The organism is Natrinema altunense (assembly GCF_000731985.1).
Taxonomy (GTDB): Archaea; Halobacteriota; Halobacteria; order Halobacteriales; family Natrialbaceae; genus Natrinema; species Natrinema altunense.
This window is the reverse complement of the sequence record NZ_JNCS01000001.1, coordinates 624,265-644,231: the sequence shown is the minus strand read 5'-3', so window position 1 is coordinate 644,231 and position 19,967 is coordinate 624,265. Positions and strand designations below refer to the sequence as shown.

The window sequence follows — 19,967 nt, the reverse complement described above, 5'->3', positions numbered from 1 at the left end:
AAGAACGAACCGCTTTTCACTCCGATTTCCCGAATCGTCAGCATGGACCGGCTCCTCGAGTCGTTAGACGACGCACCGATCATCGACAAGGACGGATACGAGTACCTCGTCCACCCGATCAGCAACGGCGTTCCGCGCCTCGATCCCGCCCTGTTGCGGGAGGTCGTCACCGAAGTCATGCAGACCGCGGACTTGGACGTCGACAAGATCGTCGCCCCCGAGGCGATGGGCATTCACCTCGCGACCGCGCTCTCGCTCCAGACGGACATCCCGCTCGTCGTCATCCGGAAACGACCCTACGGGCTCGAGGGCGAGGTATCGCTCCATCAGGAGACGGGGTACTCCGAGTCGGAGATGTACATCAACGACATCGAAGCGGGGGATCGCGTCGTGATCGTCGACGACATGCTCTCGACCGGCGGCACGCTGGCGGCGATCTGCGACGCGATCGACGGTATCGGGGCCGAGATCGTCGACATCGTCGTCGTGATGCGGAAAGTCGGCGACTCGGCGCTCGACGACACGGAGTACGACGCGACGAGCCTCATCGATATCACGGTCGAGGACGGCGAGGTGACGGTCCACGAGTAGGCACCGGACGAGAACCGACTGCCGACGACGCTTCGCCTCGTATCAGTACAGCGGCGTAACGGAAGGGTATACACATCCATGTATTCCCACCACAGCAAATATGCAGGTACGTGTCCATTTATGCTGAGTTATGTGTCCGGTTGAGCGTGTTTACGAATCTTTTTATGCACCCCTCTGCAACCTGGCGGCCATAGAATGTCGACCGAACCGGACGGAGGCATCCAACTCGAGTACGGGGTAGACGACAAACCGCCGTTGCCGAAATCGATTCTGCTCGGTCTCCAACACGTCGCAGTGATGATCGTGCCGGCGACGGCGGTGGCGTACGTCGTCGCGAACGGAGTCGGCGTCGAGGCCGACGCGGCCTATCTCGTCCAGATGGTCCTGCTGTTTTCCGGACTGGCAACGATGGTTCAGGCGTACACCGTCGGTCCGGTCGGCGCGCGGCTACCGATCGTCATGGGCTCGAGTTTCACGTTCGTCGGCGCGACGATCGATATCGGCGCCAGCTTCGGGCTAGCCGCCGTCTTCGGCGCGATCCTCGTGACCGGCTTCGTCGTCGAGGGCCTGATCGGCTGGCAGTTCAAACGTATCAAACCCTTCTTCCCGCCGCTGGTGACCGGCCTCGTCGTCGTCATCATCGGCCTCTACCTCGTGCCGGTCGCGATGGACTACGCCGCCGGCGGGGTCGGCGCGCCGGACTTCGGTGCCCTGCATCACATCGGACTCGCCGCGCTCGTGCTGGCGATCGCCGTCGGTCTCAACATGTTCACGCGCGGCGTCACGCGACTGTTGTCCGTGCTGTTCGCGATCGCCGTCGGCTACGCAACCGCCATCGCCCTCACGTTCGCGACCGGCCTCGAGCTCGTCGACTTCTCGCCCGTCGGGAGCGCCGCGTGGGTCTCGCTCCCGTCGCCGACGCGCTTCGGCTTCGAGTTCGAGCCGATCGCGATCGCCACGTTCGCCGTCCTCTTTCTCGTCTCCTCGATGGAGACCGTCGGCGACATGTCCGGCGTCACGGCTGCCGAGGGGCGCAATCCGACGAACGAGGAGTTCCGCGGCGGGCTGTTCAACGACGGCCTGCTGAGTTCGATCGGTGCCGTCTTCAGCGCGTTCCCGATCACCTCCTTCTCCCAGAACGTCGGCATCGTCAACTTCACCGGCGTGATGAGCCGTCACGTCGTCGGCATCGGCGGCGTCTTCCTCGCCGTTCTCGGGCTGAGCCCGAAGGTCGGCGCCGCAGTTACGACGATCCCCAGCGCAGTCTTCGGCGGTGCGGTCCTGCTGATGGCCGGGATGGTCGCCGCGAGCGGGTTCCGACTGATCGTCACGCACGTGGACCTCGATCGGCGGAACACGGTCGTCGTCGCCGTCTCGCTCGGCCTCGGGCTCGGCGTCGCGACGACGCCCGAGGCGCTGGCGGGACTCCCGAGCGGCGCAGAGCTGTTCTTCGGACAGTCGGTCATCATGACCGCGCTGTCGGCGCTGGTCCTCAACACGTTCGTCCCCGGCGAGCAGAGTCCGCTGTTCGACGCTCGTGTCCCCGAGACGGACGCGGATGCAGACCCCGCGGCCGCTGGCCCGACCGACGACTGAGCCGTCTCCGAACCGATCTCCGTGACTGAGTCGTCGGCTTGCCAACCCGTTCTTTTCTCGCTCGGCGAAAAACGAGCGGCGTGGACGGCAACGGAGCGTACTACGCGTTCGTCGAATCCTAACTCTCCGCGTCGACCGCGGTCCGGACGACCCGGGCGAGGCCGAGTACCGCGACGAATGTCCCGGCGAGGACGAGCACGACGAGCAGGACGACACCGAGGGCGGACGCCCCGACTTCGGGGTGAGTCCGGAGCGGCGACGTGAGACGCAGTCCGAAGAAGACGACGAGCAGCCCCGCGGCGACGCGGATCGAGGCACGCCAGTACGCACCGTACTCTTCCGGAGACAGTTCCATACGCCGACGTGTGTGCCCGGCACTGAAAAACGCTCGTCCGCGGCTCGAGTGCGATGGGGACGGCTCGAGTCGCCGCGTTCCTCGCTCAGCGCATCCCGTCAGCCACCTGTCCGGCGACCCGCGCCCCCGTCCGCCGGTCGACGCGGCGGCGGTCGAACACGGCGCGAGCGCTCTCGGCCGCGTCCGCGTCGATCTCGAACGCGAGAGCGGGGTAATCGACCGCGGTCAGGACGAGCGGCTCGGGCGGTGCGGGGGCGATCCCTTCGTGACCGGGCAGCGGTTCCGGCTCGAGGACGCGCTCGATCTTCGCGAGCGGGGAGTCGCCGGCACCGACCGCCCGGACGAGCGAGACGAGTCGACGGACGAGTTCCCGAGCGAAGCCGCCCGCGCTGACGGTGACGACGAAGTAGTCGCCGTCGCGCTCGGCCGCGATCGTCAGCGAGCGCTCCGTGTTCCGGTCGTCGGGCGTCAGGTTGTGGATGTCGTGGGTGCCGGACAGCGCGTCGCAGGCGGCGCGGAACCGCTCGTCGTCGACGGCGGGGGCGGTCGCATCGGCGTCCGAATCGGGCGTCGCAGCGTCGGCGGGCGGCGCGTACAGGTGGTAGGTGTACGCCCGGCGGCTCGCGTGGTGGGTCGCATGGAACCCGTCGGGCGCGTCGGCGGCCGCCCACGCCCGCACGTCGGCGGGGAGTTCGGCGTTCAATGCTCGGGGTGTGAGCCAGTCGGGGGCCTCGAGCGCGATCGTCTGAGCCAGTGCGGAGACGCCGGCGTCGGTGCGGCCGGCGGCCGCGTAGCCCGCGGGTTTGTCGGCGTCGGGGTCGAGGACCGCGAGCGCACGGAGGGCATCGAAAACGGCGTCCTCGACCGTGGGGATATCGGGTTGAGGCTGGCGCTGGAAGCCGTGGTAGTCGGTCCCGTCGTAGGCGATCCGGAACGCGCGGCGTGGCATCGAGTCGATCCAGCGGGGCCAGGGTGTTATACCTGTCTCGACCGCCGCGCCCGACGGTCGCTCACCGTCGTCGCTCGCGGTCCGCGAGCGCGTCGATTCGATCCTCGGTCGGCGGATGAGTTTCGAAGAGGAACCGCTCGAGACGGTGGAGCCGTGCCCGAAGCCACCAGTACGACGGCTCGGTCGCTCCGTCGGGCCCGAGCATGACCTTCTCCGGTTCCGCCGGCTCGAGCGACAGGATCGACAGCGAGGACACGCTCGCGGCCTCCCGAAGGTCTCGATCCGGGGTGTCGGCGATCTCCCGGTCGAGGTGTCGGAGCGCGCTCGCAAGGGCGGCGGGTGATCCGGTCGCCTCCGCAGCAGCCCGGTCGGCCGCCAACTCTCTGGCTCTGGAGAACCGCGCCGTGATCGTTCGCCCGACGATCCAGACGCCCCCCGACAGCGCCTTCAATGGGACGGTAACCAGAGCCATACAGCCGGGGTTCTCTATCCGGTCGATCCGCGAACCCAGCCCGTCGGCGAGCACCACGGGAAGCGACACGACGGTCATGACGATCGCGTCCCTGTTGCTGACGTGGGCGAGTTCGTGTGCGATCACCGCCTCGAGCTCGTCGTCGTCGAGCGCCGCGATCGTTCCCAGCGAGAGGACCAGATGGACCGCGTTCGGGCGGAGACCCACGGCCATCGCCTCGGGCGCGTCGCGCTCCGAGACGGCAATCGTCGGCTCGGGAACGCCGAGTTGGGCGGCGACTCGAGTCGCCGTCTCGGAGAGCGCCGGTGCCGTCTCACGGTCTACCCGATGTGCGTCCGCGAGGCGCTCGATCGTCTCGATCTGTCTGTACTCGAGGCCGCCGATCGTCACGAGCGTCACGGCCGTCGCGCCGAACGCGACCTGCGCGGCGATTCCGATATCGAGTAACACGCAGACGCCGTAAAAGACGGCCCAGACGCCCGCGAGAAACGCGACCGTCACGACGCCGAGGGCGACGAGCGCGGCGACCATCCGTATCCGGAGGGCGGTCAGTCCGGCGGGCATGGAAACCGCTTCGAATCGCCCGGCAAAATGATTATCGAACCGACCAGTCGGCGATCGACGGGTTCCCTGGGGCTACCGCCGACACCGTCGGCGGTCAGCCACGGGCCGCCGACGGACTCGCAGCATCAGTGCTCGCGACCGGAATCGTCAGTGGCTGCCTCGTCGATATCGAACTCGTCGGTCTCGAGGGGCGAGCCGTCGACGTCGATGCGCCCGTCCCGTACCTCGATGGTGACGCCGTCGGCCGTCGCGTCGCCCGCGCCGAGGAGTCGCGTCGTCGCCGTCTCGAGTTCCTCGTTGACCGACCAGACGAACCGCAGTACCGACTCGAGTTCGGTGCCGGCCTCGCGAACGCTGCGGTGGGAGGCGCGGTCGCCGAGGCTCCGTGCGCCCTCCGGATGGAGGTACTGGAGCGGATGGTCGGTCGGGACCTCCTGAAGGTCGACGTCGAACGACCAGAGGTAGGGCAGAACCTGGATGGCGTAGCCCTGTGGTTTCGGTGCTCGCCGACCGGCAGCGGTCAGCGCGACGTTGATCGCCGTCGACTCCGCGTCGGTGTCGAAGTAGACGCCCGGCGCGCCCGGAATCGAGAGTCGCATACTCGAGGGAGGGGGTCGGGAACGGGTGAGTCTGCACCCGGCAATGACAGCCCCGTTTTGTTCCGGACCGAGCGCGGCCACGGCACCCGGTCCCATACGGGTTCGGGCGGAAGCCGTCGACCGACTCGCGCCCGCGAGGATCGTCAATGACTGCGCGATTCGCGCGATCAGTAGTCGTCCAGATCGTAGAGGTCACCGTACTTCGACTCGACGTACTCGAGGAAGTAGTCCGCGGTCAACGCCTCGCCGGTGGCCCGCTCGATGAGGGCGGGCGTGACGTAGCGCTTGCCGTGCCGATGGATGTTCTCGCGGAGCCAGCCGTTGAGTTCGTCGAACTCGCCCTCGCGGATGTCGTCGTCGAACTCGCCGCAGTCGTCCTCGGCGGCGGCGTACAGTTGTGATGCGAGCACCGAGCCCAGCGAGTACGTCGGGAAGTAGCCGAAGTCGCCGTGCGACCAGTGGATGTCCTGCAGGCAGCCCTCCGCGTCCGTGTCCGGGCGCACGCCGAGGTACTCCTCGTACTTGTCGTTCCAGACCTCGGGCACCTTCGAGACCTCGAGATCGCCCCGGATCAGATCGCGTTCGATCTCGAACCGAATGACGATGTGGAGATGGTAGGTGAGTTCGTCCGCCTCGACCCGGATGAGGTTGTCGTCGTAGACCTGATTCGCGGCCTCGTAGGCCTCCTCGGGCGTGACGTCTTCGAGTTCGGGGAAGCGATCGCGGGCGATCGGCAGGAAGTGGTCCCAGAACGGACGGGACCGCCCGACGTGGTTCTCCCAGAGCCGTGACTGGGACTCGTGGACCGAGAGGTCCCGCGCCTCGCCCAGCGGCGTGGCGTACCCCTCATCCGGGAGGCCCAGGGTGTAGTTCGCGTGGCCGAACTCGTGGATCGTCGAGGTGAGCGACCCCAGGAGATCCGCGGGCTCGAACCGGGTCGTCACGCGGGCGTCGAACTGCGTGCCCGACGAGAACGGATGCGGCGCGGTATCGATCCGGCCACGATCCCAGTCGTAGCCCAGCGAATCCAGCACGTCCCGTGCGAGCGCTTCCTGATCGTCGTCGTCGAACTCGCCCGCGAACGCGTCGGTTGCGAGGTCGACGTCGCTCTCTTGGACGGCATCGATCAGCGGAACGAGGTTCTCCCGCAGCCGCTCGAGGACCCGTTCGGCGGTCTCGAGGTCGATGTAGGGCTCGTAGTCCGCGAACAGCACGGCGTAGGGGTCGGCGTCGGGATCGATGTGGGCCGCGTACTCCCGCTTGAGGTCGACTAATCGCTCGAGCGTCGGCGCGAAGTGGTCGAAGTCGTCGGCCTCCTTGGCCTGTTTCCACTTCGGATGTGCGTTCGATGCCGTTGCCGAGATCTCCTCGACGAGGTCCTGTGGGACGCTCGTCTCGCGGTCGTACCGGCGGCGGATCTCGCGGACGACGGCGGTCGCGTCCTCGTCGAGGGCATCGGACTCGAGGGCCGAAAGCAATTCGCCGGTCTCGTCGGCGGTCAGGAGTTCGTGACTGAGCGACGACAGCGTCGAGAGTTGTTGTGCGCGGGCCGGCGTCCCCTCGTCGGGCATCACGACCTCCTGGTCCCACCGCAGGATGCCGGCGGCGTTCCCGACGTTAGAAATGCGCTGTACTCGCGCTTCGAACTGCTCGTAGGTGTCCGTCTCGCTCGCATCGCTCCGGGCTTGATCGGTCGCCATAGCGGTCCGTTCACTCGGAAGCGCTATCAACGTCTTGGTACCGGACATTTCGAGGCCTATTGACTGTCGGCTATCGGAACTGTCAGTACGACGTGTCACAACGTCACTGAGCGGCCGTCTCGCCGAAACGGACGGTCCTCCCATCTCCCGCGTCAGCCGTCGTGTTCGCCGTGAGCCTGCTGCTCGGTGGTCTCAGCAGCGACGCCGGCTACGCCGGGGCTCGAGTTATGCCTTCGGTGTCCCGGGCGGTACCCACCGACCGCTCGACACGCCGCTGCGACGTATTCACCGCGTCAACGGCCACCGTTCGGCGAGCCGCCGATAGGTCTCGCGACAGCGCTCGAGAACGGCGATCGAGACGCTCTCGTCGTCGGTGTGGGCCTCGCCGGGCTCGGATGGCCCGTAGATCACGCAGTCGGTCCCGGCCCGCGAGAGCCACCCCGCGTCCGTCGCGTGGGGCTTCGTCACCAGTTCGGGATCGGCCGCTTGCACGCCGTCAGCGACCTCGAGAACCGTCTCGGCGAACGCATCGTCGTCACAGCGCATCGGCGGCAAGTCCTGGTCGACCGTCCACTCGACGCCGTCGAGGTCGGCGACCTGCTCGAGGGCCGCGCGGTCGCCCGGCACCGTCCGCTCGTCGACCGTGACCACACAGCGAGCGGGGACGACGTTCATCGCCGACCCGCCCTCGATCTCCGTGACGGTGAGCCGGCCTGCGATCGATTCGCCCGCCACGTCGACCGACGGGACCTCGAGTTCGCGAACGCGGTCGACGGCCGCGGTGGCGCGATAGATGGCGTTCTCACCGGCGTCGGCTTCGCTGGCGTGTGCGGCGGTACCGCGAGCGGTGATCGTACTCCCGCGACGGCCCTTGTGGGCGACGGCCACGTCGGTGACGTTCGGGCCGGAATAGTTCGTCGACCCCTCGCCGACGACGGCGTACTCGGGGGCGAACCCGTCGTCGATCGCGTATCGTGCGCCGACGCCGCCGACCTCCTCGCCGACGAAGCTCGCGACGACGAGTTCGCCGGCGGGGTCGGCATCGCGGAAGGCAAGCAGCGCGGCCGCGAGCGCTCCTTTCATGTCCGCCGCCCCGCGACCGTACAGGCGGCCGTCCCGCTCGTCGACGACGTACTCGCTCGCTTCGTCGACGTTCCCGTCCGCGTTCGCGACCTGCGACGCGGCCGGCTCGACGACATCGTGATGCCCGACCAGTGCGAGCGTCTCGGGTCCCGTCCCTTTTCGGGCGATCACGTTACCGACGGCGTCCCGAGTCACGTCGGCGTCGGTCTCGCGGCGCAGCCACGACTCGAGGAAGTCACCGGCGGCGGCCCCGTCTTCGTGGCTCGGGATCGACACGAGATCGCGCGTCAACTCGACGAGAGTCATACCCGATGTCTCGGCGGCTCCGCTGTTCAGTGCACCGACTCACGACATCGGGACAGTGTCCGGGAGAGCGGTCGCCCCACCGGGGCTCGAAACTCAATCGTACCGTTCGTACACCGGCGGCTCATCGTCTGCGTCGGCCTCCGTCAGCCGCGCAACCGACTCGCGGACCTCTCGCAGGCTGGCCGTTTGCTGTTGGCTCGCCGCCGCGACCGACTCCGCGGCGCTTGCGACGGTGTCGGCCGACTCCGAGAGATCTTCGAGCGTCTCCGCCGTCACCTCGACGCCCCGTGCCTGCTGATCGGTCGCGGCCGCGACGTCTTCCATGCCGGCCGCCGTCGTCTGTGCCGACTCGTGGATCTCCTCGAGCGAGTCGACCGTCTCGCGAACGCGGTCGGTCCCGGTATCGACGCGGGCAACGGTCTCCTCGGTGGTTTCGACGGTCGCCGCGGCGTCCTGACGGACGGCTTCGACGGCGTCCTCGATCGCCTCGAGATCGGACTTCGTCTGTTCGGCGAACGAGCGGACTTCGCTCGCGATGATCCCCATCGTTTCGCTGCCGTCCGCGTCGTCCCGCGAGGACTCGATCTTCGCGTTCGCCGCCAGCACCGTCGTCCGTTCGGCCAACTCGTCGAGTCGATCGACGATCTCGTCGATCTCCTCGGTTCGGTTCGCGAGCGTGTCGACTGCGTCGGCGACGCGGTCGGTCGCGTCTTCGATCGCCGCGAGCTCGTCCAGCGCGTCGTCGGCCGCCTCGACGCCCTGCGCGGCGAGCGTTTCGGTTCGATCGCTCTCCTCGCTGACCTCGTCGGCGACGCTTGCAACCTCCTCGATGGCCGCGCTCATCTCGTTGAGTTCCCCCGCCGCCCGCGTGATGCCGGTCGCCTGCGAGTCGGTCTGCTCGCTGATCGCCTCGGCGCGCTGAGCGACGACCTCGCTCGAGTCGTGGAGTTCGGCGATCGGTGCTTCGACGTCGGTTTCGACCTCCCGCGCGAGTCGTTCGCGCCGTTCGATCGAGTCCTCGAGTCGCTGTGCGTAGGAGTCGACGTACGTGTCGACCGCGACCTGCATGTCGAGGTTGATGATCCGCAGCAGCGAGAGGACGTCCATCATCCCGTCGTCGATGGCGTCTCTGACCGTCTCCTCGAGCGACTCCTCGAGACCGTCGCTCTCGTGTTCGGCGCTGCCGCCGAGGCCGAGCGCGCCGACGAACCGGTCGAGACCCCCGTCGTCCTCGGTGTCGCGCTCCGCGGCCCACTCCTCGATGGCGTCGACGACCTGTTGCTGGACCCGCTCGTTGAGCCGGGCCATGATCAGGTCGTAGTAGACGCCGTACTGTCCCACGTACTGTTTCAGGGGCATATCCAGCAGTTCGTGGAGTTTGCCGATTCGGGCCCGGTTCTTGAAGAACTCCCGATCGTAGTCCCCGGTCGCGAGCGAGACGAGGTACGCCTGCTGTGTCTGCTTGAGCGCGTCGACGTTTTTGGGGGAGCGGTCGACGATCGCCCGCGTCTGCTCGTAGTGCAAGACGTTCTCGTAGAAGTCGTCCGCGATCGCCTCCGCGTTGGCCTGCAAGAGCGGCTCGAGAGCGGCCAGGCGCTGCTCATCGGCCTCGTCGAACCCGATGAATTCCTTTCGCCACGCGATTTCGTCTTCGTCTAGCTCGATCCGGTCGACGAGATCGTCGACATCGAGAAAGCCATTGAGTCCGCCGCGCCCGAACGTCTCCTGGGGTTGCATGCGGGAAACGTGTTCGGTCGGTCCGTTAAGTTTTCACGACTGTTCCCGTCGGATAGGAATATCCGACACGGATTCGCGACGTCACGTGCCGAAAAATACGTCCGCGGGACGGGGCGGTGCTGTGGACACCCTTATAGGCGTACGTCGATCAGTTTACGTATGAACGTCGTGCCGGATACGAGCGTGGTCATCGACGGCCGCGTCTCGGCGACAATCGAAGACGGGCAGTTCGAGGGAGCGACGATCTGCGTCCCCGAGGCGGTCGTCGCGGAACTCGAGGCGCAGGCCAACGACGGGATCGACAGCGGCTGGGACGGCCTCGAGGAACTCCAGCGGCTGGCCGACCTGGCCGACGACGGGGTCATCGAACTCCGCTACGTCGGGGAGCGGCCCAACGCGATCGAGCGGGGACACGCCTCCGAGGGCGAGATCGACGCGCTGATTCGCGATCTCGCGGAGGAGTTGGATGCGACCTTCGTCACCAGCGACATCGTCCAGGCCGAGGTCGCCCAGGCGAAAGGGCTCGCCGTCGAGCGCGTGTCCCCCGAGGTACGGGAGGTCGGGACGCTGGCCGTCGAGGAGTTCTTCGACGAGGTGACGATGAGCGTCCATCTCAAGACCGATGCCGTCCCGAAGGCCAAACGCGGCGAACTCGGCGCGATGGCCTACGAGTCGATCGCCGACGAGCCGCTCGACGAGGCGACCATGGACGAGTACGCCCGCGAAGTCGTCGACGGCGCGAAGGAGGCCCCCGACGGCTTCATCGAACTCTCCGAGCCGGGCATGAAGATCGTCCAGTTCCGGGACTACCGGATCGCGATCGGTCGGCCACCCTTTGCCGACGGGATCGAGATCACCGCCGTCCGGCCGATCGCGCAGACGGACATCGAGGACTACGAACACGCCGACGAACTCAAAGAGCGGCTGCTCGAGCGCCAGCGCGGCGTCCTGATCTCGGGTGCGCCCGGGGCCGGGAAGTCGACGTTCGCGCAGGCGGTCGCCCGCTACATCTCGGATCACGACTACTCGGTCAAGACCATGGAGAAACCGCGGGACCTGCAGGTCGGCCCCGACATCACCCAGTATACGGAACTGGGCGGCGAGATGGCCAAGACGGCCGACGCCCTGTTGATGGTCCGGCCGGACTACACCATCTACGACGAGGTCCGCAAGACCGACGATTTCGAGGTCTTCGCGGACATGCGCCTGGCCGGCGTCGGCATGATCGGCGTCGTCCACGCCACGCGACCGATCGACTCGCTCCAGCGACTGGTCGGCCGGGTCGAACTCGGGATGATTCCCCAGGTCGTCGACACCGTGGTTTACATCGAAGCCGGGGAAGTCGAGACCGTCTACGACGTCAAGACGGAAGTCAAGGTCCCCGCCGGGCTCACGGAAGAGGACCTCGCCCGCCCGGTCATTCAGGTCACGAACTTCCAGACGGGCGAGCCCGAGTACGAGATCTACACCTTCAACCGCCAGGTCGTCACCGTCCCGCTGAAAGACGAGGACGGCGGTCCGGCCACCGAGTCCGGCGTCGACCGCATCGCCAAACAGGAAATCGAACGGGAGATCCGTTCGATCGCCCACGGCTACGTCGACGTCGAACTCAGGAGTCAGGACAAGGCCGTCGTCTACGTCGAGGAGGACGACATCTCGAGCGTCATCGGCAAAGGTGGGGGTCGCATCACCGACGTCGAGAACCGGCTGGGGATCGACATCGACGTCCGAACGCACGACGAGAACCCCAACTACGGCGCAGGCGGCGGTGCCGGCGGCGCGAGTGCGAACGGCGGCAGCGGCGGTTCTCAGGCCGGCCAGATGGTCCAGCCCGAAATCACCTCGCGACACATCGTCATCCCCGTCGACGGCAACCACGGCGAGACCGTCGAGGTACAAGCCGGCGGCGAGTACCTCTTCACCGCGACGGTGAGCCGCGGCGGCGAGATTCAGGTGTCCCGCGGGAGCGCGATCGCCGAGGAACTCGAGCGGGCGATCGACCGGAAGGACCCGGTAACGGTCGTTCCATCGTAAGCGATCGATCGGCGAACGAACGGAGTGAGCGAGCAGCTTTTCGGTGCAGATGTTTCGAGAGGCGGTGTGCGCGACCGGCCGCTACCCCGACTCAGGGCGACCAGATCCCGTCTTCCCGATCGAGCAGCGTGACCACGACGACGTGTGGGAGGGTCAGCACCGCGATCCCGACCAGATAGACCGCGATGATGTCGGCGACGGTCGCGGGTGTTCGTGGGACGGAGACCCAGATCCCGACGAGGACGGCCAGCGCGGCGAGGGTCAACGGCGCTGCGTCACGGGCGAACCGGTATACGGCGGTCCGAATCGCCCCGCGCTCGAGGGCCGCGCTAGCGACGGGGTCTACGAGCATTGTTCTAAGGACGTGCCGGAGCGAGTGCCAGAAACAGAAGTAGAGACCGATCGCGAGGATCGGCGGCACGGTGGCGAAGTAGCCGACCAGACCCAGCGTCTCGGCGGCATCGACGAGCCACGGCCACCGCTCGCCGGGGCTCGTTCGACGGCTCCCGAGGAGGAGCGAGAGCGCGATCAGGGACCCGAACCCGATCGTCACGGCCGCCCGAACCGTCGGCTCGAAGAGGGGCTCGAGCGCGGTCGCCGCGCCGGGATCGAACACCCCGACGAGCGTCTCGGCGACGAACGCGTACTGCCCGGGAAAGGCGACCAGCGGGACGAGCATCGGGAGGCCGCCCCTGACGAGGAGAGCGAGGAGCCGGCTGGCCCGCGTCTCGAGGTGGTCGGCGCCGACGAACGCGAGGAGGGCGTAGACGTCGCCCTGTCCCCAGTGGACGAGCGTGACGAGGATGAACAGGACGAACGCCGCGACGGGCGCGAGGAACCAGACGAGAGCGTAGGCGGAGCCGAGGAGGAGGTAGAGGACGCCGACGAACGCGAGCGATCGCGGCGTAACCGGGTCGCCTCGGACCCGCGGTAACACGAGGTGGTCGACCGCACCGTGGGGGAGTCCGAGAACGACGACGCTGAGCGCCAGCGGCACGTACTGGGAGACGAGCGGCGGCGACCCGAACGCGATCGTCGCCGCGGCAGCGACGGCGAGCAGCGAGCCGAAACCGAGGGCCAGCCGAGCGGCCCGCGATCGACTCTCGGTGCTCGCTCGTACGTCGGCGCGCCGACCGATCGTGTCACCGGTCATCGGAACTCGTCGGAACCCGCGGAGATGCGCTCGTCCACGCCGAAACGCCGCCGATTCGATCGAGGACCCAGACGTACATGGTGATCCCCTGGACGACGAAGAGGTTGGTCACGAGGAAGAACAGCGCCTCTTCGATCGGGAGACCGAGGAGCGCGTGACCAGTGGTGTACGTATCTGAGATGACCCAGACGCCGAGTTCGATCGCGATCCGATCGACGAGCCAGAGGTACAGCGTCGGGACGGCGACCGCGACCAGCAGCGACCGGCGGATGGCCCACAGATACGTCGACCCGAACCCCCACTGGAGAGCGAGGACCGGCCCGGCCCAGAGGAACAGCCAGCCCAGATAGTACGTCGCGGTGTCGCCGAGGAGCACCCAGCCGACGACGGCGATCGCCACCCCGCCGGCGACGCCGAGCAGTCGATGTGTGCGAGGAATCGCCAGCGACCGATCGGCGGACGGCCGCACCTGAAACAGCCAGAGCGCGGTCAGTATCGGCTGGAGAGCGAAGAAAAGGTACTCCTCGAGCGGCGTGTGCCAGACGGTCGCGAGGACGGCACCCTCCCCGTACCACCAGACGCCGACGGGGATGAGACGGTTCGTAAACGGCGTCGTGTAGACGATGGCGAGGGCGATCATGACGCCGAGTCCCGAGAGGGGGCGAACCCCCCACCAGGCGCGGTCGCGTCGGATCGCGAGCCGTCCCAGAATCAGGATTGGTGGCAGCAGGAACGCGAGGTGGATGCCGAAGTACGTGAGCTGGACGGTCATGGGCGGGTCGACGTTCGCAGTCGGTGTGCTGGCGGAAACCGGAACCGCTGTGGACGGTCGTACGGCCGGGAGCCGAATAGCGCCGTCTCCATACTGCGTAGGGACGAACGGGTTACTCGATCTGGATCGGTTCGATCGGTTGCCGAACGTGGCGGGTCCGGGCGTGCTGGTACCGTAGTCCGCCTCGCCGTCGCCGGTGCGATGGTGACGACGAACGACAGCACGAGAGAGGTGTTGTCACCGCCGAAGACGGACTCGAATCGGTCTTGGTCAGTCGCGCCATTCTGCGGGACGGCGTTCCAGGCGCGGAAACCGGGGTCGTGGACTGACTGCATGAACGGGCTCACTTCACCAGAGCGACACATAAACGAGCGGCCGTCTCGAGTCGGATACGAACTGGCAGTGACCGGCACGGAGTCCGAATCTCCGCTCTCGCGTCGATCACTGGCGCGGTCCGTCGGCTGCCCGCGTTCGAACCGGCGACGAACGCGAATCGCGATCGGTTGCGAGACGAGCGTCACGGAGCCGTACGCCGGGAGTCGATGCAACGGCCTCAGGTCGGGGCAGCCGTCGGCGTCGCGACCCGCTCCAGAACGGAGCGACTCTGGAGCAGGATCACGCCGAATCCGACCTTCGCCGAGAGGTCGAGCACCATGAACGCCGCGGTTTCCCAGTACAGCGGCAGGATGCCGAACGTCCCTTCCGTGCCGAGGATCCAGACCACCGGGTAGAGGAACCACAGCGCGATAACCAGATTGCGGAGTCTCCCGAACAGCGACGCGACCTCGGGGGCCCGACTGCGCGCGTTCTCGGAGAGCGTCCCGACGAGGACGTACAGTAGGGTGAGCAGGGCACCGGTGCTGATCGCCCACCAGGCGATCCGAGCACCCGGGGTGGACGAGAGCGCTGCGATCGCGCCGGTACCGATCATGAAGACATCGAGGCCGATCAGCGTCGCGATCGTGTTTCGGTTCGCCCCGGCTAACAGCGAGAGGTCGAGCAACAGCAGCGGCGTCGTGAACAGCCAGTCGGCGTAGCGCGCCCAGTAGATCGTGAGCGCCTCGTCGCCGACCATGACTTCGGTGACGCCGAAGCCGGTCGCCATCGCGAAGTACATGGCAGCGGCGATGGTTGTGATGAAGATCGTGATGATGTAGAACTCCTGCATCTTCCGGTCACGAACGCCACGACCGCGACCGATGAAGTACAGGGTTCCGAGGGTCATCCCGATCGTGCCGATCCAGAGCCAAATGGATTCTGGGCCAACTGTTGCGGCCATGGGTGTTGCTAGAGCAGAGCAATACATATTACTTGACCCTAACGAAAATAACCACTATCGTGTCGTGTATGTCCAGAAATCTGACGTGGGGCGTGAAACCGCAGCGTATTTTGGGATGTTCTGTGTTCAGTCGGATAGCCCGATCACGACGCTCCCTCCACAACTGATGACCTCGACTGATCCGAACGACCCGATTGCGGACGCACTCCTCGGCGAATCGACGTACGAACGACTCAGAGTGGAGCGATACGCGCTGATCAAGCGCCGCATTCCGCAAAAACTCGTCTACCAGAGCGGCCTGCTGCTCGTGCTCGCGCTCGTCGTTCCGATCGTCGCCACCTATCCGTCGTCGGTGCAAGCGACGTTCCCGGGCGGCGATCCGCTCTGGTCGTCGCCGCTGGTCCTCTGGGTCGGAGTCTACGCCGGCGGCATTGAATTGGGGACTGCGACCTGTCTCGTCGCGGTGGCGATCGCGCGTCGGCGGTACGAGCCCTCCCTCTCGGAGTCACAGGTACACGCGCTACTGAACGTCGAGGACGTCGCGTCGATGTTCGGACTGGCGACCGGTGGCTTCGCGATCCTGATCACGGTCGGTTTCTTCCTGCTCGGCCACGCCGGCGTCGAGACCGTCGCCGCCGTCATCGAATCCGCACCGCGAGATCCCTACGGACGGACCGGCGTCCCGGTACCCGTGATCGCCGTCGGTGCCGCGGCAGCGATCAGTTCCTGCGTCGTCTACGCCGCCGGCCGATACCTCTCCTCGGCATAAGCGACGATCGGGATTCCTCACGTATCCTCGCAGCGGAACTCGAGCGAGCGACCGGAAGAACCCGGTGACGATCGACCCCGCCGACGGAGAGGCTGCAAACGTGCGGAAGGACAGTTCCGGCGGCGTGAGAGTGGACATATGATCAGAAAGCTCCACAAGTACCGGGCCGTATGAATCCCCGATACGGATTGGTGAACTAGGTGTTTAAGGATTAGCTTCATATGTGAGATGATCGTCCAGGCGATACGTGAACAACGGAGTGATCCCAGCGTATGAGCGTAGATAGGACGACGTTCGTCTTCTCGGACGCGGAGCGTACGAACGAGGCGTTCGTCACGGATCGTCGCTCGCTCGAGGCGATACGCGAGCGGATCGTCGCCGACGTTCGAACCCGGGTCGCCGACGCGGGGGCGACCGGCGTCGTCGTGGCGATGAGCGGCGGCCTCGACTCGACGCTGACGACAGCGCTCGCGGTCGAAGCCGTGGGCAACGAGAACGTGCTCGGACTCGGACTCCCCTGTCACAAGACGGATGCGGCTCACGTCAGCGACGCCCGGACGCTCGCCGAGGGATTGGGGATCGATTACGAAGAGATTCAGTTGCGGCCGCTCCTCGAGGCCTTCGAGGGAACGGTCGCGGATAAACTCGAGCCGGAATCAAACGGGCGCGGGCGGCCCGACGAACGCACCCACGAGGTCGGCAACGCCGTCGCGCGGCTGCGCATGGTCACCGCCTACTACGCGGCGAACCGCCAGTCACGGCTCGTCCTCGGGACTGCGAACCGCTCCGAGCGGTTGCTGGGCTACTTCACGAAGTATGGCGACGGCGGGGCCGACGCCTATCCGATCGGCGACTGCTACAAGACGGAGGTCCGCGCACTCGCGAAACACATCGGGCTCCCGCGACGGATCATCTCCAAGGAGCCGACGGCTGGGTTCTGGGCCACGCAGACCGACGCCGGCGAACTCGGCGCGCGCTACGAGGTCATCGATCCGCTACTGTACCGGCTCGTCGACGCGGAGCAGTCGCTCGAGGAGGCCGTCGCCGACCTGCGAATCGACCGCGAAACGGCCGCCGAGATCGCATCCCTGCACGCTGCCACCGCTCACAAACGGACGACCCCGCCGACGCCGGGGCTCTGCGGGCGCGACGATGGCCGCGCCGGCGACCGAACGGACGTCCTCGAGTAGCGGCAGCGGTTCGCGGACGGGACACCGCGCCCGCTCGTGGCGGACGGCGACTCCGACGGGACGACCTCACCGATCCGTTTCGATGGCATACATGTCCGGATTACGCCACCAGAACAGCCCCCACGCCAGCAGGAATCCGGCGGCCATCGCGAGGACGTCTTGCAGGAACGAGGACAGTCCCAGATCGATGATAGCCGCGAGCGCGACCGCCGAGCCCAGCGCCGCGCCGGCCACGACGAAGAGGACGTCGCCGACGACCCGCGCACGCGAATGTTCCCAGTAGGATTGGCGCTCCTCGTCGTACCAGACGCCGACGTAGATCAGCACCGGCGACATGATCGCGATGACCGTCACCGACCGGTACGCCTCGGGGAGAACCGTCGGTACCAGAACGAGCAGGTTGAGCAGATTCGCACCGAGCGCTGCCAGAAACAGGCCGATCAGCAGCCATCCCCACCGCGGGAGCCGCTCTTTGTCCATATCGAATCCGCACTCCCCGAGAAAATAACCCTGGCGTTCTCGCCGTTATTCGGCACAGCAGGCGTCTTTCTTCGGGGACTCCTCGACGCCCCCGTTTCCGTCGGCCGCGACCGGTTCCTCGAGCCGATAGAGGCTCTGACGGGCGTCCGCGAAGTAGATGTCCTCGTCGACGATCCCGATCTCTTCGAGGCGCTCGAGGGCGTATCGGACCGTCCGAGCCGAGAGCATCGATTCCTCGACGATCTGTTTCTGCGTCAGCGGCCCGTCGTACTCGAGGACCTTGAAGACGAGTTTCGCGCTCGGTGGCAAGTCTTCGATCTCCTCCCCGTCGGTCTCTGCCATATTACGATTCGAAAGGCTCCAGCAGTATAAAAGTTGAGCCTTACCGACCGGCAACGACGATAGATTACAACATGTTTTAAGGGGTAAAATGTCGAATTGGGCGCTGAGAGACGGCAGAGTCGTATCATCGCCGAGCGGAACGAAGGTATCGAGTCCGACGAGAGTCGGCGAGCGTGATCGGTTCGACGACGGGCTGTTCGAACGGTTTCGAGTCCTCACCCGGCGGCCCGGCGGCTTCCCGATTATCCCTCGCCGATCATCCGGTCCTCGTCGGCCCACTCCCGCTGGCGGAGCTCGTACTTCTGTGTCTTCCCGGTCGCGGTCTTGGGTAACTCCGATACGTATTCGACCCGGCGAACGACCTTGTAGCTCGCGAGTTGTTCACGAGTGAACGCCGTCAACTCGTCGGCCGACACCGGCGGATCGGACGGATCGCCGTTCGACGGCACGACGAAGGCCTTCGGGGTCTCGCCCCACTCGTCGCTCGGTGCCGGGATCACCGCCGCGTCCGCGACCGCCTCGTGATCGAACAGCGTGTCCTCGAGTTCGATGCTCGAGATGTTCTCGCCGCCGGAGATGATGATGTCCTTCTTGCGATCGCGGATCGCGATCATGCCGTTCTCGTCGATGGTCGCGAGGTCGCCGGTGTGATAGTAGCCTTCGACGCGGTCGTTGAACGCCTCCTCGGTCGCGTCGGGCTTGTTCCAGTACCGGTCCATGATCTGGTTGCCCCGGACGACGATCTCGCCGAGCGTCTGATCGTCGCGGGGGACGTCGGCCCCGTCCTCGTCGACGACCCGAACGTCGGTCCCGAGGACGCCCATCCCCTGGCGCTTCTTGATCTCGAAGCGGTTGTCGTCGGTCATGAGCCGCTTCGCGTCGGAGATCGTGATCAGCGGCCCCGTCTCGGTCGCGCCGTAGAGGTGTTTCAGGTACCAGCCAAAGCGGTCCTCGACGGCCCGAATCGTCGCCTCCGGTGGCGCGCTGCCAGCGGTCGTGACTCGGACCCGGTTTTCGCCGGTCATCGCGGGCTCGCCCTCGCTCTCGTAGTAGTCGATCAACTGGTTGAGCACCGCGGGAGCGGCACAGAGGAAGGACACGTCTTCCTCCCGGATCGACGAGACGACCTCGTCGGGGTTGACCCCGCGCGTACAGACGTGGGTCGCGCCCAGTCCCGTCACCGCGTAGATGTGCCCCCAGCCGTTGACGTGGAACATCGGGAGCGTCCACAGGTAGGTGTCGTCGTCGGTGATCTCGTGGTAGATCGACATCAGATAGGCGTGGATCGTCTCGGTCCGATGCGTGCGACAGACCCCCTTCGGATCGCCCGTCGTTCCCGAGGTGTAGTTGATCGTGATGATCTCGTCCTCGGCCATCTCGGGCCGGTCGAACTCCGTCCCGGCCGCCGAGACGACGGTATCGAAGTCCTCCCACGTTCCGTCGGACTCGTCCGACGCAGCTCGCCCGGAGTCGCCGTCCCCAACGGCGTCGATATCGTTCGTGATGAACGTATCCGTCGGCACCTCGTCGCGAATCGCCTCGATCTTGTGTGCGTACTCGTAGTCGGCGAAGATCGCGTCGACGCCCGCGTCCGACAGGATGTACTCGTAATCGTCCGGCTCGAGCCGGTAGTTCAGCGGCGTATGCACGGCCCCGATCTGCATCGCGCCGAAGGCCGCCTCGAGGTGGTAGTGCGTGTTCGGGTCGAGGACGGCCACGCGGTCGCCTTTCTCGATACCGCGCTCCTGGAGCGCCGCGGCAAAGCGGTCCGCGCGCTCGCCGAACTCCGCGTACGTGAAGCGGTCGCCGTCGGCCCCCACGACCGCCTCCTGCTCCCCGTAGTGGTCCCGCGCCTGCTCAAGAAAGTCCGTGACAATGAGTGGCGTTTCCATACGGCGAAGCATTCGGAGATGGCTCGTATAGTGATTTCGTTTATCATCGATCAGGCAGATTAGCGACGCGGACCGTCGACGCCGCGTTTCGTCCCACGAGGGGA

General features: G+C 66.5%; 18 protein-coding genes. 5 read left to right on the top strand and 13 right to left on the bottom strand.

What is annotated here, in order from left to right; genetic code table 11:
• The first annotated feature begins 42 nt into the window (after window positions 1–42).
• Entirely contained in the window at window positions 43–591 is a 549-nt protein-coding gene (gene hpt, locus ALTAJ2_RS03310) for a hypoxanthine/guanine phosphoribosyltransferase (RefSeq protein ID WP_007110692.1), read from the top strand.
• Window positions 592–786: 195 nt separating this feature from the next.
• Window positions 787–2,187: a uracil-xanthine permease family protein gene (locus ALTAJ2_RS03305; protein ID WP_007110693.1), complete on the top strand. Its 1,401-nt coding sequence runs from the start codon at window positions 787–789 to the stop codon at window positions 2,185–2,187.
• A gap of 118 nt (window positions 2,188–2,305) precedes the next feature.
• Here the strand turns inward: ALTAJ2_RS03305 and ALTAJ2_RS03300 are convergent, their stop codons facing one another.
• The 7 genes from ALTAJ2_RS03300 to ALTAJ2_RS03270 all read right to left on the bottom strand — a co-directional run bounded on the left by ALTAJ2_RS03300 (window position 2,306) and on the right by ALTAJ2_RS03270 (window position 9,952).
• Complete coding sequence (locus ALTAJ2_RS03300) at window positions 2,306–2,542, bottom strand: hypothetical protein (protein WP_007110694.1); 237 nt, start codon at window positions 2,540–2,542, stop codon at window positions 2,306–2,308.
• A gap of 85 nt (window positions 2,543–2,627) precedes the next feature.
• The gene (gene truA / locus ALTAJ2_RS03295) at window positions 2,628–3,491 is read right to left on the bottom strand and encodes a tRNA pseudouridine(38-40) synthase TruA (RefSeq protein ID WP_007110695.1); all 864 of its coding nucleotides are present in this window, start codon (window positions 3,489–3,491) and stop codon (window positions 2,628–2,630) included.
• A gap of 61 nt (window positions 3,492–3,552) precedes the next feature.
• On the bottom strand, window positions 3,553–4,527 hold the full coding sequence (locus ALTAJ2_RS03290) for a M48 family metalloprotease (RefSeq protein ID WP_007110696.1): 975 nt from the start codon (window positions 4,525–4,527) through the stop codon (window positions 3,553–3,555).
• A 125-nt stretch (window positions 4,528–4,652) separates the two neighbouring features.
• A complete protein-coding gene (locus ALTAJ2_RS03285; RefSeq protein WP_007110697.1) occupies window positions 4,653–5,126 on the bottom strand; it encodes a hypothetical protein in 474 nt (157 codons plus the stop codon).
• A gap of 167 nt (window positions 5,127–5,293) precedes the next feature.
• Complete coding sequence (locus tag ALTAJ2_RS03280; protein WP_007110698.1) at window positions 5,294–6,826, bottom strand: carboxypeptidase M32; 1,533 nt, start codon at window positions 6,824–6,826, stop codon at window positions 5,294–5,296.
• 285 nt (window positions 6,827–7,111) lie between these two features.
• Window positions 7,112–8,215: a M20 family metallopeptidase gene (locus ALTAJ2_RS03275; protein ID WP_007110699.1), complete on the bottom strand. Its 1,104-nt coding sequence runs from the start codon at window positions 8,213–8,215 to the stop codon at window positions 7,112–7,114.
• Between the two features lie 93 nt (window positions 8,216–8,308).
• Window positions 8,309–9,952 carry a globin-coupled sensor protein gene (locus ALTAJ2_RS03270; RefSeq protein ID WP_007110700.1) on the bottom strand — a complete coding sequence of 548 codons (1,644 nt, stop codon included), beginning with the start codon at window positions 9,950–9,952 and terminating at the stop codon, window positions 8,309–8,311.
• Window positions 9,953–10,111: 159 nt separating this feature from the next.
• Between ALTAJ2_RS03270 and ALTAJ2_RS03265 the strand changes: the two genes are divergently transcribed.
• The gene (locus ALTAJ2_RS03265; protein ID WP_007110701.1) at window positions 10,112–11,986 is read left to right on the top strand and encodes a PINc/VapC family ATPase; all 1,875 of its coding nucleotides are present in this window, start codon (window positions 10,112–10,114) and stop codon (window positions 11,984–11,986) included.
• A gap of 91 nt (window positions 11,987–12,077) precedes the next feature.
• Here the strand turns inward: ALTAJ2_RS03265 and ALTAJ2_RS03260 are convergent, their stop codons facing one another.
• The 3 genes from ALTAJ2_RS03260 to ALTAJ2_RS03250 all read right to left on the bottom strand — a co-directional run bounded on the left by ALTAJ2_RS03260 (window position 12,078) and on the right by ALTAJ2_RS03250 (window position 15,190).
• Complete coding sequence (locus ALTAJ2_RS03260; RefSeq protein ID WP_007110702.1) at window positions 12,078–13,139, bottom strand: Brp/Blh family beta-carotene 15,15'-dioxygenase; 1,062 nt, start codon at window positions 13,137–13,139, stop codon at window positions 12,078–12,080.
• Complete coding sequence (locus ALTAJ2_RS03255; protein ID WP_007110703.1) at window positions 13,129–13,911, bottom strand: lycopene cyclase domain-containing protein; 783 nt, start codon at window positions 13,909–13,911, stop codon at window positions 13,129–13,131. The genes ALTAJ2_RS03260 and ALTAJ2_RS03255 overlap by 11 nt, the downstream gene beginning before the upstream one ends.
• 553 nt (window positions 13,912–14,464) lie before the next feature.
• Window positions 14,465–15,190, bottom strand: a complete 726-nt coding sequence (locus tag ALTAJ2_RS03250) for a bacteriorhodopsin (protein ID WP_081603399.1) — start codon at window positions 15,188–15,190, stop codon at window positions 14,465–14,467.
• A gap of 166 nt (window positions 15,191–15,356) precedes the next feature.
• Between ALTAJ2_RS03250 and ALTAJ2_RS03245 the strand changes: the two genes are divergently transcribed.
• Both ALTAJ2_RS03245 and ALTAJ2_RS03240 read left to right on the top strand, forming a co-directional pair.
• Entirely contained in the window at window positions 15,357–15,959 is a 603-nt protein-coding gene (locus tag ALTAJ2_RS03245) for a hypothetical protein (protein ID WP_007110706.1), read from the top strand.
• 272 nt (window positions 15,960–16,231) lie between these two features.
• Complete coding sequence (locus ALTAJ2_RS03240) at window positions 16,232–17,149, top strand: NAD+ synthase (protein WP_007110707.1); 918 nt, start codon at window positions 16,232–16,234, stop codon at window positions 17,147–17,149.
• Between the two features lie 66 nt (window positions 17,150–17,215).
• On the opposite strand, the gene ALTAJ2_RS03235 is transcribed toward ALTAJ2_RS03240, so the two are convergent.
• The 3 genes from ALTAJ2_RS03235 to ALTAJ2_RS03225 all read right to left on the bottom strand — a co-directional run bounded on the left by ALTAJ2_RS03235 (window position 17,216) and on the right by ALTAJ2_RS03225 (window position 19,863).
• Complete coding sequence (locus tag ALTAJ2_RS03235) at window positions 17,216–17,629, bottom strand: hypothetical protein (RefSeq protein ID WP_007110708.1); 414 nt, start codon at window positions 17,627–17,629, stop codon at window positions 17,216–17,218.
• Window positions 17,630–17,674: 45 nt separating this feature from the next.
• The gene (locus ALTAJ2_RS03230; RefSeq protein ID WP_006186143.1) at window positions 17,675–17,971 is read right to left on the bottom strand and encodes a MarR family transcriptional regulator; all 297 of its coding nucleotides are present in this window, start codon (window positions 17,969–17,971) and stop codon (window positions 17,675–17,677) included.
• Window positions 17,972–18,213: 242 nt separating this feature from the next.
• Window positions 18,214–19,863 (bottom strand): long-chain-fatty-acid--CoA ligase, encoded by a 1,650-nt coding sequence (locus ALTAJ2_RS03225; protein ID WP_007110709.1) that lies wholly within the window; start codon window positions 19,861–19,863, stop codon window positions 18,214–18,216.
• Window positions 19,864–19,967 lie beyond the last annotated feature (104 nt).